The organism is Anaerobacillus sp. MEB173 (assembly GCF_052119505.1).
In the GTDB taxonomy this organism is placed as follows: domain Bacteria; phylum Bacillota; class Bacilli; order Bacillales; family JBJMAU01; genus JBJMAU01.
Map to the genome: position 1 here is coordinate 15,869 of NZ_JBJMAU010000011.1, position 14,698 is coordinate 30,566.

At 39.9% G+C, this 14,698-nt stretch carries 11 protein-coding genes; 1 reads left to right on the forward strand and 10 read right to left on the reverse strand.

Translation table 11 applies throughout. From position 1 onward, the window contains the following. Positions 1-46: 46 nt before the first annotated feature. From ACJ2A9_RS17680 to ACJ2A9_RS17710, 7 genes are all read right to left on the reverse strand, one after another. A complete protein-coding gene (locus tag ACJ2A9_RS17680) occupies positions 47-2,020 on the reverse strand; it encodes a TRAP transporter permease (RefSeq protein WP_441423007.1) in 1,974 nt (657 codons plus the stop codon). Positions 2,021-2,025: 5 nt separating this feature from the next. After that, a complete protein-coding gene (locus tag ACJ2A9_RS17685; protein WP_441423008.1) occupies positions 2,026-2,523 on the reverse strand; it encodes a DUF1850 domain-containing protein in 498 nt (165 codons plus the stop codon). A gap of 31 nt (positions 2,524-2,554) precedes the next feature. Then, the gene (locus tag ACJ2A9_RS17690; protein WP_441423009.1) at positions 2,555-3,532 is read right to left on the reverse strand and encodes a TAXI family TRAP transporter solute-binding subunit; all 978 of its coding nucleotides are present in this window, start codon (positions 3,530-3,532) and stop codon (positions 2,555-2,557) included. 157 nt (positions 3,533-3,689) lie between these two features. After that, complete coding sequence (locus ACJ2A9_RS17695; protein ID WP_441423010.1) at positions 3,690-5,045, reverse strand: sigma-54-dependent transcriptional regulator; 1,356 nt, start codon at positions 5,043-5,045, stop codon at positions 3,690-3,692. Then, positions 5,042-6,676: a transporter substrate-binding domain-containing protein gene (locus ACJ2A9_RS17700; protein WP_441423011.1), complete on the reverse strand. Its 1,635-nt coding sequence runs from the start codon at positions 6,674-6,676 to the stop codon at positions 5,042-5,044. The genes ACJ2A9_RS17695 and ACJ2A9_RS17700 overlap by 4 nt, the downstream gene beginning before the upstream one ends. 123 nt (positions 6,677-6,799) lie before the next feature. Continuing rightward, positions 6,800-7,585, reverse strand: a complete 786-nt coding sequence (locus ACJ2A9_RS17705; RefSeq protein ID WP_441423012.1) for an SDR family oxidoreductase — start codon at positions 7,583-7,585, stop codon at positions 6,800-6,802. 374 nt (positions 7,586-7,959) lie between these two features. Beyond that, a complete protein-coding gene (locus ACJ2A9_RS17710; RefSeq protein ID WP_441423013.1) occupies positions 7,960-9,882 on the reverse strand; it encodes a serine hydrolase domain-containing protein in 1,923 nt (640 codons plus the stop codon). A gap of 237 nt (positions 9,883-10,119) precedes the next feature. Here ACJ2A9_RS17710 and ACJ2A9_RS17715 point away from each other — a divergent pair, with 237 nt between their 5' ends. Continuing rightward, positions 10,120-10,590, forward strand: a complete 471-nt coding sequence (locus ACJ2A9_RS17715; RefSeq protein ID WP_441423014.1) for a YndM family protein — start codon at positions 10,120-10,122, stop codon at positions 10,588-10,590. A gap of 50 nt (positions 10,591-10,640) precedes the next feature. On the opposite strand, the gene ACJ2A9_RS17720 is transcribed toward ACJ2A9_RS17715, so the two are convergent. From ACJ2A9_RS17720 to ACJ2A9_RS17730, 3 genes are all read right to left on the reverse strand, one after another. Beyond that, complete coding sequence (locus ACJ2A9_RS17720; protein ID WP_441423015.1) at positions 10,641-12,422, reverse strand: sulfatase-like hydrolase/transferase; 1,782 nt, start codon at positions 12,420-12,422, stop codon at positions 10,641-10,643. 474 nt (positions 12,423-12,896) lie between these two features. After that, positions 12,897-14,174 (reverse strand): TRAP transporter large permease, encoded by a 1,278-nt coding sequence (locus ACJ2A9_RS17725; RefSeq protein ID WP_441423016.1) that lies wholly within the window; start codon positions 14,172-14,174, stop codon positions 12,897-12,899. Then, complete coding sequence (locus tag ACJ2A9_RS17730) at positions 14,171-14,668, reverse strand: TRAP transporter small permease (protein WP_441423017.1); 498 nt, start codon at positions 14,666-14,668, stop codon at positions 14,171-14,173. Before ACJ2A9_RS17730 ends, ACJ2A9_RS17725 begins: the two co-directional genes overlap by 4 nt. Positions 14,669-14,698: the final 30 nt, after the last annotated feature.

The window sequence follows — 14,698 nt, forward strand, 5'->3', positions numbered from 1 at the left end:
ACCTCCCCTAAAGAGAGATGAGCGCAACTCTATCTACATCACTATCCTACGAAGCCACTTCCTCCAGCTTCATTTGCTCTTCACTTTTTGCCTTTCTCCATTGTAAAAATACCACAAGTCCAACGATGATAAGACCGACCACATCATGCAGCCCATTCGGATTCATGATCAGGATCGCACCCGCAAAGAGAACGATACGGAAAACAACATTCATGCGTGTCATAAAGTAGCCTTCTGCCGCCGCCCCTAACATCATCACACCTGCCACAGATGTAATTAAAACAAGTGCACCTTCTGTGAATGTCGTGTTAATGAGCAGAAGTGAGTCATTGTAAACGAACAGGAACGGAACGATAAAACCAGCAATCGCTAATTTCATCGAAACGAATCCCGTCCTCATTTCATTACCACCTGAAATCCCTGCAGCTGCAAAGGATGCCAGTGCTACTGGTGGTGTAATGTTAGCAAAGATTCCAAAATAGAAAACAAATAAGTGAGCGACAAGCGGCTCAATTCCCAGCTGAACTAGAGCAGGAGCTGCCATTGTTGCTGTAATAATATAGGTCGGAATACTTGGTAAGCCCATTCCGAGTACGATACAAGCAATCATTGTAAACAGTAATGTTAAGAATAGGCTTTCTCCACCTAACATGACGATACCGTTTGCAAGTTTCAGACCAAAACCAGTTAATGTTGCGACACCGACAATCACTCCTACTGCCGCACAGGCAATCGCAACCCCAACTGAAGTTCTAGCCCCTTGCTCAAGAGCATCAAGAATATCCTGCAGCGACATTCTTGTTGTCTTTTTCAGCATCGCTACAGCAACCGTTACAATAATCGTTAAAAATGCAGAGAAAATAATCGTTTTTCCACTAAAGAATAACATGTACATTAAGAACAATAACGGAATTAATAAGTGACCGCGCTCTTTCATTACCTCTTTAATCCGTGGTAAATTGTCACGCGAAATGCCTTTTAACCCTTCTTTTGATGCACGAAGGTGGATTTGGGTAATGATCCCAACGTAAAACAGTAATGCTGGTAATAGTGCTGCTAACGCAATTGTACTGTAAGGAATTCCTAGAACCTCGGCCATAATGAAGGCTGCGGCCCCCATGATCGGCGGTAAAATTTGTCCGCCAACAGATGCTGAAGCTTCAACGGCACCTGCAAAATCCTTTTTGTAGCCAATCTTTTTCATTAATGGAATCGTAAATGTTCCTGTTGTAACAACGTTGGCTACCGCTGCACCGTTAATACTTCCTAAGAAACCACTCGCAATCACGGAAACTTTTGCAGGACCCCCTTTTGTTTGCCCTGCAATCGCCAGCGCTAAATCGTTAAAGAATTGTCCCATTCCTGATTTTCCAAGAAACGCACCAAACAGGATAAATAGGAAAATGTATGTTGCCGATACACCGATGGCTGTCCCATAGATCCCTTCCGTTGTGACGTAGATGAAGTTGACTAAATCCTGCCACTCATAGCCGCGGTGCTTAAAAATACCTGAAAGCTCCCGCCCGAAAAGGCCGTATAAAAAGAATAAGATCGCTAATATTGGCAGTGCCCAGCCAGTAACACGTCGAGCCGCTTCCAAAACAAGCACAACTAAAATTGCACCGAAAACAAGATCAAGCTGATTTGGCAGTCCTCCGCGTTGAATAATGCCTGAGTAATCAACGAAAATGTAGACAGACGTACTTGCCGCAAGCATTGCCAAGATCACATCATACCACGGGAGTTTTGTCCGATTTGCCTTTTTATATGCCGGGTATAAAAGAAAAATTAATCCGACAACTGCTGCTACGTGAAGCGAACGGTGCTTAAGTGTAACAGGCATTCCAAAATAAGACGTATATAAATGATATAATGACAGGCCAATCGCAATGATCGAAACAATTAAAGCAACCGATTTTTTATCAAAAACACGAAATCTTGATTCACTATCATATTTTTCTAACAATTTTTGCTGCTGTTCATCTAGTTGTGGTTCACGTGTACTCGATACCTTTTCCATACTGTTCACTCCTTTTCAATTCTAATTTCCATCGGGATATGATGAGGCAAATCAATCCCCTCAAAAATAAGTTCATCATTCAAATAGAACGTAAAATTTGCTTTTTGTGAATGAAGCCACTGCAAATTTGGAAAATCCGTGTCTATACCAGTTATCACCGTATAACCATCGACTACTTTTAGATCACCGTCGATATGTTCCGGCACCCCTGCACCATACGATTGAAAGCGCGTTTCCTTCAATCGCAACTTGTTATCACTTGTAACCTCGTACACTTCAAGCCAAGGCGTTTTTTCAACCGAATGAATCCAGGACATCGTTAATTCATCGCCTTCGCTCACAGCCATTCGAAAGTATTCCTTATGGTTATGCTGTTCTCTTATCACAAGTTCCTGCGTAGAATGAGTCATTGTCCAATAACCTGCATACAAAACGATCATAACTGCAATAGAAAGTAAGACGATCTTTTTTACGTTCATAAAAGTATTGGTGAGAAAGCGCACCGGAATGCGCCTTCTCTCCTCCTTACTTCAATTATTCGATTGCGCCAACTTCTTTGAAGTATTTCTCAGCACCAGGATGGAATGGAACCGGCATCCCTTCCGCTACTGTATCAAGCGTAATGTTTTTTGCTGCATTGTGTGAAGCTTGTACTGCTTCAATGTTTTCAAAGATTTCTTTTGTCATTTCATAGACAACGTCTTCTGATAAGCTTTCATTGACTAATAATAAGTTCATGATTGCCACAGTTGGAATGTCGTTTTCGTTATCATAAGCGCCTGCTGGAATCGTTCCTTTTGAGAAGAAAGGATAGTTTTCAACTAAATAGTCAGCTGCATCTTCTTCGATTGGAACAATCACTGCTTCTGCTGTTGTTGATAAGTCAATCACTGTTGCATTTGGAATTCCACTTGTTACAAACGCTGCATCAATCATGTTATTTTTGATTTGATCAATCGCTTCACTATATGATAAATAGTCTTCTTCGATATCGTCATAAGACATGCCATGTGCTTCAAATACTAAACGGGCATTTAATTCAACACCAGAGTTTGGTGCTCCAACACCAACACGTTTTCCACGTAAATCTTCAACACTTTCAATTCCTCTGTCCGCTGTTGTTACGATTTGTACATAGTTCGGATATAAAGCCGTTAAGCCGCGTAAATTATCTTTTGGCTCTTCCCCTTCAAATGCACCATTTCCTTCGTATGCTTGAAGAACGGTATCAGCCATCGTAATCGCCATTTCCGCACGATTTGTATCTAATAAGTTCACGTTTTCAACAGATGCACCAGTTGCTTGTACAGATGTGTCATGTCCTAAATTTGTTTCTAGTAAGTTTGAAATCGCTCCACCAATTGGATAGTAAACACCAGATGTTCCTCCAGTGGCAATTGTAATAAATAAATCATCGCTTCCCGCATCACCTGATGGTTCACTACCACTATCTCCACCACATGCTGCAAGAATTAGAATACATGCTGTAAACAATAAGAAAAGTTTCTTCATGTCTATTTCCCCCTTTATTTATCTTTCACCTATTCATTATGCAAAAACCGTGCCAACTTTTAAAACACCCACAAACCGCCGTGTTGAAACCGCATTCATTTTTCAGAAGAAAATAAAAACGGCAAAAAGTGCCGCATGGGGACTTTTTTGCCGTTTTTCATTCCTTTTGATATGTCTTTAGTTTTTCCCTTAATCCTCGTTCACTAATCCCTAACATTTTTGCCGTGTTTTTTCGATGGCCGTCATTATACTCCAGTGTTGCTAGAATAAATTGCTTTTCGATTTCTTTTAATGGCAAGCCAAGGTAAGCGTTAAGAGATGACTTGCCTTTTTCAATTTGCCGATCGACATCTCGCAATTGCGGCGGTAGATCTGCCACATCAATATATGGCCCATCTGACATGACCATCGTTGCTTCAATTAAGTTCTCCAATTCGCGAATATTGCCGGGATAGCTGTACTGATAAAAAAGTTCCTTTGCCTCTGATGTAATGCCCTTCACTTGTTTCCCCATCGCCTTATTAAATTGATCGATAAAATGGTGAATAAGCAGCTGCAAATCATCTTTTCGCTCCCGGAGTGGCGGCAGGTGAATAGAAATGACATTTAATCGGTAATAAAGGTCTTCACGAAACTCGCCATTACCAACTGCCTCCAACAAGTCTTTGTTTGTAGCGGCCAGCACCCTGACATTTAACTTTACCGTTTTATTGGAACCGAGCGGGGTCACTTCTTTTCGTTGCAGAACCCGTAATAGCTTCGCTTGCAGTGCTGAGGGCATGTCACCTATTTCGTCCAGAAAAATAGTTCCATTTTGTGCGAGTTGAAATTTTCCTTCCTTATTTGTATCCGCTCCAGTAAAGGCGCCTTTCTCATAACCAAACAATTCACTTTCAAGTAACTGTTCTGGAATTGCGGCACAGTTCACGACTTCAAGGTGTTCTTTTTTTCGCTTTCCTGAAAAGTGAATCGCTCTCGCTACGATTTCCTTTCCAGTCCCACTTTCGCCGGTAATTAAAACACTTGTATCTACATCCTTCACTTTATCAACGAGCTGCAACACATTGTCCATTTTTTCACTTTTCGTGATCATGCCTTCAAAGGTGGATTTGCGTTCTAACTCCTTCGATAAATAGTCAACCCGATCATTTAACTCTAAAAATTGAAGTGATTTTTCGATCGTTGTGAAAAGCTCGTCCATATTGATCGGCTTTGTCAGGTACGAAAAAGCTCCCTTTTGCAGCGCTTCAACCGATGTCGTAATGTCGCCATAAGCCGTAATCATAATCACAATCAGGTTCTCTTGGATCTCTTTTAATTGAACGAGAACATCGATTCCACTCACACTGCCAATTTTTAAATCTAATAAGCAAATATGAAACGGATCCTCCTGAATCAACGCTATTCCTTCCTCTGGATTTGTTGTCGTTGTCACTTCATAATCGTCCTCTAACGCAAATGAAAGGGAAGAGCATATCGCTGGTTCATCATCAATGATTAAGATTTTTTTCATTTATACGTTCCCCCTGCCTTTTCAAAAATTAACGTAACGATGGTCCCCGCTCCCTGTTCACTCTCGATCGTGAACCGTCCGCCATTTTCTTGCACAAATTGCTTGGCAATCGATAGTCCAAGCCCTGTCCCTTTTGCTTTTGTCGTATAAAAAGGTTCAAACACATTATGCAGCACTTCACTGGTCATCCCAACTCCTTCATCAATTACCTCAATATAGACATTCTCTGCTTTTTGATAGGCGTTTATCGTAATTTGTAAAAGTTCTTGGGACTGTTTTTCATCCATGGCATCTACTGCGTTAATGATTAAATTAATAATAACTTGTTTTAATTGATTGCGATCAACCTCAATACTACAATTGGGGTCAATCTTTGATTTTATTTCATAGCCTTTATTATTAATAGCTGTTGTAAAAAGAAGGAGGATTTCTTGTAGTAACGTATCAAGATTGACTGGCTCCCTGTTTATCTTTTGCGGTTTTGCATAATTAATAAGTCCTTCGATTAATTGATTTAACCGGTCAATTTCCTTAGGGACAAGCGTATTCATCTCTTTTTGAAATCGTTCATTATTATATTTTCTCGGAAGTAACTCAACGAACGTTTTGATCGATGTCAGAGGATTTCGGATTTCATGAGCAATTCCTGCCACTATACGACTGAGCGCTCTGCTTTTTTCTTGTTCAATGATTTGTTCCCGTAATCGCCGCTCTTCAACCATTTGCTTTTTCAACGACCGGTTTAACGCAGCTAAATCTTTTGTTTTCTTCTCTACTTCCCTCTTTAATTTTCGGTTCCACCTTATCGCAAGCCCGAATAACACCAAGCCGATCACTAACAGGACGGCGATCACTTCAATTACTAGGATTAACAGATTGGTGAAGTCATTGTCTTTGAACCATTGATTATATAGTTCAGTATACGTGCCATCGCTCCTCATCCCTCTTAACCCTTGATTCATCATACGAACCAATGAGTAATTGCCAAGATTTACGGCCATTGAATATTCAATCGGTAATAGATGAGTACCAATAAACGTATACTCATCACTCAACCCGTAATTTTCAAGCAGTGTTTCAGTCACTAGCGCATCGCCTACAAACGCATCGGTACGTTTTTGAAAAAGAAGCTTCAAGCCGTTTTCCTGATTTGTTACTGTATTATATCTCACACCTCGAATATTTCTAAGAAATTCATACTCAAGCGTCCCGCGCTGGATCGCAATCATTTTTCTATGTAAGTCATTCATCCCGCGAATTTCCTCATCATCCGCTTTAACGAGCAATCCAATTGAAGAGGTGAAATAAGGATCGGTGTAATCAACAGCAACCGTTTGGCGATCTAAAAAATGTAGCCCTAAAATAATATCAACCTCATGATCCTTAAGCGCCTGTAAACTCTCTTGTATCGTCATAGGAAGATAAATAACCGTTATATCATTTCTTTGGGCAATCGTATTCATCAGATCAATCGCAAACCCTTTCACCTCGCCGTCTTCGAGGTATTGGATTGGGGCTAAATAAGGATCGAAGGCAACACGGAGTTCAGACGTTGCCTGATCTTCTGCCACCGCGACTGTTGAGCAAACGAGCAGCAATACCAATTGTAATAGAAACACTCTGTATCTCATTAAAGTTAGCCTTCCTTGTTCGTTTAATAGGTTAATCTTAGCATATCTCAAAAAATTCTGTGTAAACAAATAGAAAAGCACCCTTATGTGTGAATAAGAGCGCCTTTCCTATTTTATTCATAATCAATAAGCCTTCGTCATTCCGCCATCAACAACAATCGCTTGACCTGTTGCATACATATTCCCTTCTGAACATAAGAAGACAACACACTTCGCCAGCTCTTCCGGATCACCATAACGGCCAAGTGGAATCGATTGTTTTGCCTGTTCTTTTACTTCTTCAACAGTCATTTGCAGTTTTGCCGCCCTTGCCTGATCGAGTTCATCCACTCTTGATGTTGCAAACCGGCCAGGTCCAACTGTATTGATTAAGATGCCGTATTGAGCTAATTCCTGTGACAAACTTTTCGCAAGTCCCACAATACCCATTCGGAACGTATTCGATAACAACAAATTGTCAATTGGCTGCTTGATCGAAGAAGAGGTAATGTTCACAATTCTTCCACCCTGCTTTTTCATATGCGGCAGCACTTCACGAATTGTTCTCACTACGCTTAACAAATTTAACTCGAATGCGTGGTACCATTCATCATCTGTGCACTGCTCAAACCCGCCCGGGGGAGGCCCGCCTGCATTATTGACTAACACATCAATCGTACCAAATGCTTCTGCCGTTTTATTAACCAATTCTTTTATTTGTTCGGGATTTTTAATGTCGCATACCTGGTAGTGGACTTCACTTCCAGTTGCACTTCGAATCGCTTCCGCTGTCTCCTGCAATTGCTGTTCATTTCGGCTTGAGATCATCACCTTTGCACCTTCTTCAGCAAACTTAGTCGCGATCGCTTTTCCTAATCCTTGACTAGATGCCAGTACTAATACCGATTTGTTCGTTAAACCTAAATCCAATGTTGATCATCCTTTCACCATTTTTTATGTAGTTATCTATGCTTAAGCTTATTATACATTAAACTTGCCGCCAAACCCGCGCATATAAAAAGCCATGCAAGAGATTTCTCTCCGCAGGGCCGATGATGGCTGACACAAACAGCTATCCATATATTACTAACTACCGTACACTCAAAAAATTAGAAATTTAATCGTAGTTATATAATAGGTTGGTAAGACTAAGTTATTTCCTTCCTTCTTTAAGGAAGGTCTTTTTTTTTGAAAAAAACTTCTACACTTGTCTATTTGTGGTAACTGCTACCCGTCATCTCTACCACTCCCGTATAACACCATTATTACTTTCTCACATCACCTTACTGGGGCACCCATATCTATCATATCCCAAACATATTATAATACCTCAAAATAAACAAAACATTGACCGCCAAAAACAAAACACCCGTATAATACAGTCGTTTAAATATTGACCCTGATTTAGACAACCAAGAAAGTAGCAACACACCCCCTTGTATGATGACAAACAAGATCGTCAGTAATGGCAAATAAAACGCGAATTGCACCGCTATAGGAAGTTCTAAAAACACAGCAGAAGCACCAGTCATTTGCGTGAGCCCGATAACCAAAACGACGAAAAAGAGTAAAAAACTCAAACAAATCATGATGTTCAGCTTTCCGGCATCTTTATACCAGCTTTGATTCTTTTCAATCGCTGGGCTTAGGCTTTCTTTATTCCTTCTAACAAATTTCTTTATCAATGTAAAAATCAAGATTAGCCCCGTTATTACTGATAGCAACACAAACAGCCCGATCAATATTCCATGCAGCAAAACATTCTGATACCAACTACCTTTTTCATAGACAAAGCTATCGGAAAAAAATAAGTGAGTAATCTTCCCTTTGTCATCCTCTTCAAAAGCAATATACTGTCCAGTCCCGGCTTCCATAAAGACTAGCGGTTCAACTTGGATAAATGTATGCTCTTGACCAAAATACTTTACAAGCAATGACTGATCCGTCTCTGTACTGATTTTGATCGGAGGAGATAATGCCAGCACTACTTTCGATACATCTTCACGGCTGTAACGATTCGTAGTATAGCTGCCCTCGTAGCGTTTCAGATTATTTTCTTGTGCCGAAGAATCCGTATTTTCGACCGCCATCGCAGATTCACTCATCGGGTAAAAATGATTAATGAATGCTGACGGAAATTCATAGCTCACCAATGCCCCTGTATAGCTATTATTAGAGATGAAAACCCCAATATTCCGTTCCTTATCAATCGTCAGCATACTATTCGTTCCACCTGTATTTCCGCCATGTTCGAGAAATCGATGGCCGTTCTGTAATCGCTCAAAAAAGCCATAACCAAATCCCTGGACGTTCAGGTGCTGAGAGAATTGACGTTCATGCATCAGTCTCGCTGTTTCTTCGTTTAATACCGTCGTATTATTCCAAGTTCCTTCATTCAAATGAACCAGCATAAACTTTGCCATATCTTCAGCTGTAGCAATCATCGAGCCAGCAGGATAAACGTGAAAATCATATAAAGGTTCTTCCTGATAAGTGTCCCCCATTGGAAAATATTCGCGAGCCATCTTCTCCTCAACAGCTGGATTCATCATCACATGTGTATTATTCATATCGAGCGGTTTTAAAATATGATCTTCAATATATTGTTCATAAGTTAGCCCCGAAACTTCCTCAATAATCAGGCCCAATAACGCCATACCATAATTGCTGTATTGAACATACTGACCGGGTTCACGAATCATCTCGGGCTGATGTTCTCTTACATACTCCCTTAACGGCATGCGGTCACGATAATCACGAGCTGCCATTCCAATGATCTTTTCATCAAAACCAGGTGTATGTGTCAAAAGATGCTTCACTCTGATCGGTTGAAAAGCTTTTGTATCAATTTGAAAATCGGTTAAGTATTCATTGATGTCCGCTTCGACATCGATCAAACCTTGTTCAACCAATTGCATAATCGCTGTGGCGGTAAACAGCTTCGTCACCGAGCCGATTCGAAATAACGACTGACTTGGATCAACCTGAAGACCTTTCTCCAAATTGGCATAACCAAATCCTTGTTGGTAAAGAATTTCGTTATCTTTCACCACAATAATGACCGCACCCGGAATCTGAAACTCTTCCATTCTTTCAGTAAAATAGTCCTCCGCAAAAGCTTGCACATTGTCTTTCGTCATCGGGATACTTTCTTCTGTCATGGCATAACTTTGCAGCGGCAGTAATAGCAGCAAAAAGCTTAACAGTAATACGATCCGCTTCTTCAAATTAGCCCTCCCCCTTTCCAACTACCTTTATCATATATACTTTTAGGAGATTCAGGTATGCCGGTTTTCTGACATTTGTCTCTCTACACAAAAAAGTAACCCATTCTACCTTTTGATCGCGCAAAGGTTAAGATGGGTTACTTTTTCCCGTTTCTGAAATATAAAAATTTATATTTTTTCTGTTTTAGGTGATATTAAACAAAGATATCAATTACGAACTAATAAAGGAGACTAGACATGGATTGGATGAATCACGTAAAACCATTTTTGATTAAATTACTGATTATTACAGCCATTAATGTCACTGTACTTCCAATTGCTGTAGGGGCCACTTTGGTGGACATCATTATTATTAGCCTGATTGTAACCCCGATCGCTTACTTTGTCGGTGATTTATTCATCATGCCAAGAGTAGGAAATGCCATTGCATCGATTTTGGATTTTGGTCTTACCTTTTTAATGCTCTGGATATTAGGCCTGATCTTTTTCGCAGACCGAAATAGCTCGATACTTTTGGCTACCTTGTTTACAACTTTCTTCATTACCTTAAGTGAGCCTCTATTTCATGCTTATCTTAAAAATAAACTTTTTAATGAAAAAGAAGACAAGCGATCAACCATTATTCCTAATTACTCAACTGAATTTGCTGAAGACGATGTAATTGAACTCGATAAACACCGTTCAAAAAAAGATGAAAGAACAAAATAGTTTCAAAGATGGTATACCCAATTTTCACTAATGTCCTTTGGTATGAAGCATTAACCACTTGAAGGAGTAAGTCTTTTTTGTCTGCGTTGTTCTTGAAGAATTCCTGTTAAAAGTTTTTGAATCACTTTTGATTCAGGTGTTTCATGTACAGGGTTTGCAAGGTTTACTTCTTCTAGTGGATCTTTCGTTAGGTTATATAACTCGAATTGATCCGGGACTGGCTGAATTTTGGTGGTTGTGATACAAATAGCAGCCTGAAGATCCTCTGAAACATCTGTCGCTTTTTTCTGGATCGTTTCAACATCTTCAACGCCTGGATCACTCCAAAATTGCGGATTATCGAAATAACGAGTAAACTTCCAAATTTCCTTTGAGTTCGCATCGCCTGTTGGCAGTTTGACGATGACACTTTCCAAATGATTAGGCTGTTTAACCGCTTCATATGACTGGCCAGTTAGAGTGTATTGATTTAAGCCTTTTGAAAATTCATCATCAGTCATAAAGTAAAGAGCCTCATCACAGCGAGTAAATTCAGAATTCCCATTAATTAATGAAGTTAGGTCACGACCTGACAGGGGATGGACCTCTGTGTGGTCTTTTTTCAGTTTCTCTTGGACTTCTTGTACATCAATGTCTGCAAGTCCTAATAAAGTCGGAACAATGTCCACATGACTTGTCAGCATATCCGTTTCTTTACTATGAGCGAAGTATTTCGGACTGTGTATAATGAGTGGAACATGAAGTGCTTCCTCATAGGCATTATGCCATTTTTGAAACAATCCTCCATGGGCTCCAACTAGACTGCCATGGTCCGCAGTAAATACCACAATTGTATTTTCATAGAAAATAGACTGCTTAAGAGCGGTAAATACTTTATACATTTCATCATCAACCTGCTTATGAAGTGAATAGTATAGTTTCCTGTAAAAAGGTGTATCTAATGTAGGTTGTAATGCCTGTTGATATACGTCTCGGTAATTACTTTGGGCTGAGGGCTTAGTAAGCAGGTTTTCATTTGCTGTCGGAGCTGGCGGTATAAAGGGAACAGAAGGATCTATAGAAAAATTAAATGTTGGCAGTAATTGTGTGAATAGCCCAAATAGGGTAATGTCATGCGGATTTACAAATGATGAAACAATTAACCAAGGCTTGTGATTATTTGCTTGAACTTCACCTTCCAGGGAGTGAATTAATCGAACGACCTCTTCAGAATATACAACATCACGGCCACTTAACCCAATCGCAGCAGATGAAGCGGAATTTCGCGGGTTTGATCCATGTGGTTCAGGACCGACCCACCCATCAAAGCCATAGGAATCTAGCCGATTTGCATTTACATAAAGCTGTTGTTTCTCGGGATCAGGGACACCAGTTGTTGGGTTAAAGCTCAACATTGCATTATGACTTGCCGGAACGATAATATCCTCATCAGAAGCATGCCATTTCCCTTTCCAAAACGTTCGATAACCTGCAGAACGAAAATAGTCACCTAGAGTAGGGACTGTATTGTGATCAAGCCAGAATACATCCGGATCAAAAGCGCCTTTCGCTGCACCGGTCGTTTGAGTGACCCCGTGCAGGGAAGGGTACTGACCTGTGTAAAGCGTTGTTCTACTAGGTGAACAAGCTGTACTTCCAATATAATGATTTAGAAATGACATCCCGTTTTCCCGTAGAAGCTCCTGTGTCTTCAAATATTTTTTTCGCCATTCTTTTAGCTCTTCGTTTTCATAAACTGTTGGAAATCGTTGCTCATCAACAAGAATAACAAGGAAATTCGGTCTTTTATTTTTTCCCTTGGAATGATCTGGCGAGTGTTTATGTTTGGCCAATGTGACGCCCTCCTATAGTACGAAAGTTATACTTCTGTATCGTATGTAAGATAGCGACAATATGATTGCATATCCCAATAAAATTGTGACACCTTTTTCCGGCACCAAAAAAAGAGGCGTTTTAGGAGGATTTTTTTCCAGAGGATGGAAATTAGCTAATAAACTGTTCGATATGGCTTATAAACAGCTGAAATTCGCTTATAAATAGGAAAATTCGCTTATAAACAGTTGGAATCGGCTTATAAATGACTAAGACTTAGTTAGTAACCCGCAGCATTTTACTAAAATATGTAGTTTTTCATTAAATAACGTATCCTAATTACGAAATAATGAGAGTCAGTACCTTACTATTTTATTCATTCAGAGGAATTTCAGCAAAAAAAATAGAGAATAATAGATTCCCTTATCAGAACATAACAAAGGAGGACTTCCACAAGTCCTCCTTCACAATGTTTTATAAAATTCTCCCTACCATCACTCAAATAAGTTAGGCAGCCATAATGCAATATCAGGTACGAAAGCGATAATTAATAGCGCAATCATTAGGACCACGATAAAAGGCATGACGGCAATACTGATCTTCTCCATCTTCGTACCCATGATTGGTACCATGACGAAGAGGTTAACCCCGACTGGCGGAGTTGCCATACCGATTGCGATTGCCATGATCATAACAATACCAAAGTGAACCGGATCCATTCCAAGAGCCACTGCCACTGGTGCAAATACTGGACCAAGTAACATAACGATTGCCGCGCCCTCCAGGAACATCCCTACAAACATCAAAATCGCTATAATAATCATGAGGATGATCGTAGGATTTTCAGTCACCGTTAATAAAGAATCTGCGAACGCCTGCGGGATTGAGAAATAAGCCATTACCCAGCCAAATGGTGCAGACATCGATACGACAAGCATAATAACTGCTGAAATAATACCCGTTTGAATTAAACTATCAATAATGTCCTTCCATTTTAACGTACGGTATACGAGACCACCGATAATGTACGCATAAGCAGCTGCAACAGCTCCACCCTCAGTTGGCGTAAAGATACCACCACGAATACCGACAATAATGATGACCGGCATGACAAATGCTAACGCTGCTGCAAGAGTAACTTCCATAAATCCTTTCCATGTTAATGGAATCGTTGATTTTGGATAGCCTTTTTTCACCGAGATAATATACGCCAGAACCATTAATAGGATTGCCATCACTAGACCAGGAATAATCCCTGCCATAAATAGCTTACCAATTGAAACGTTCATTTGCGCTCCGTAAAGAATCATAATGACACTCGGAGGAATAACCGGTGCCATAACACCAGCACTTGCGATTAATGCTGCAACAAAGTCTTTCTTATAGCCTTCCTTTTCCATCGTCGGACCTAATGTTTTCCCAAGTGCCGCTGTTTCAGCAACAGAAGAACCTGACAATCCGGCAAAGGCGGCACCAGAGGTAATCGTTACTTGCGCTAATCCCCCGCGGACTCTACCCATGAAAAACTTTGCAAAATTAATAAGTCTGGAAGTAATACCAGATCTATTCATTAATTCCCCGGCAAGAACAAAGAATGGAATTGCCATTAACGGGAAAGATTCTGCAGATTTATATACTGTTTGAATGACAACATCCAAAGGAACGGTTGCTGTAACAAATACAAAAAGTATTGTTGCAATTCCGAGGCTAAAGGAGATAGGAATTCCAATAATTAGTGATACAAAAAATGGAATGATTAACCACCATATCATCTCCCTTTCACCTCCTTAATATCTTTTAAAAGAGAGTGTACCATATGAATTACCATCATTACTCCCGCTACAGTAATACAAAACCTTGGCCAAAATAACGGAATTCTAAGCACATTTGAATTAAAATTAAAACTTCCTACAGCGAATAAATAACCATAATAAGTAAAAATAAGAATAAACGCTAAAATGAGTAACTTACTAACAAAAACAACGATCCATCTTAGTTTTAACGATAATCGATCAATAAAGATATCAATATTAATATGTCCAGCCTGCTTAACAGCGATTGCTGATCCGATAAATGTCATCCATGCCATTAGGAATACAGTAACCTCTTCTGCCCAAGAAAAACCGCTGCCAAAGACATAGCGAAGGACTACTTGTGACAAGATGATTAAAAACATACTTCCAACGATAATACCTAGTAATACTTTTGATACTTTATTTAAGCCATCACTTATTTTTCCCAGTTGTTGTTCTAATTTATCTACCAAGGTTTCCACCCCCTCGTCTAATGAAAAGTA

Bases quoted from the DNA above. Each gene is read 5' to 3' on its own strand.
- ACJ2A9_RS17680 (WP_441423007.1), bottom strand. From the start codon at position 2,020: ATGGAAAAGGTATCGAGTACACGTGAACCACAACTAGATGAACAGCAG.
- ACJ2A9_RS17690 (WP_441423009.1), bottom strand. From the start codon at position 3,532: ATGAAGAAACTTTTCTTATTGTTTACAGCATGTATTCTAATTCTTGCA.
- ACJ2A9_RS17695 (WP_441423010.1), bottom strand. From the start codon at position 5,045: ATGAAAAAAATCTTAATCATTGATGATGAACCAGCGATATGCTCTTCC.
- ACJ2A9_RS17700 (WP_441423011.1), bottom strand. From the start codon at position 6,676: ATGAGATACAGAGTGTTTCTATTACAATTGGTATTGCTGCTCGTTTGC.
- ACJ2A9_RS17715 (WP_441423014.1), top strand. From the start codon at position 10,120: ATGGATTGGATGAATCACGTAAAACCATTTTTGATTAAATTACTGATT.
- ACJ2A9_RS17725 (WP_441423016.1), bottom strand. From the start codon at position 14,174: ATGATATGGTGGTTAATCATTCCATTTTTTGTATCACTAATTATTGGA.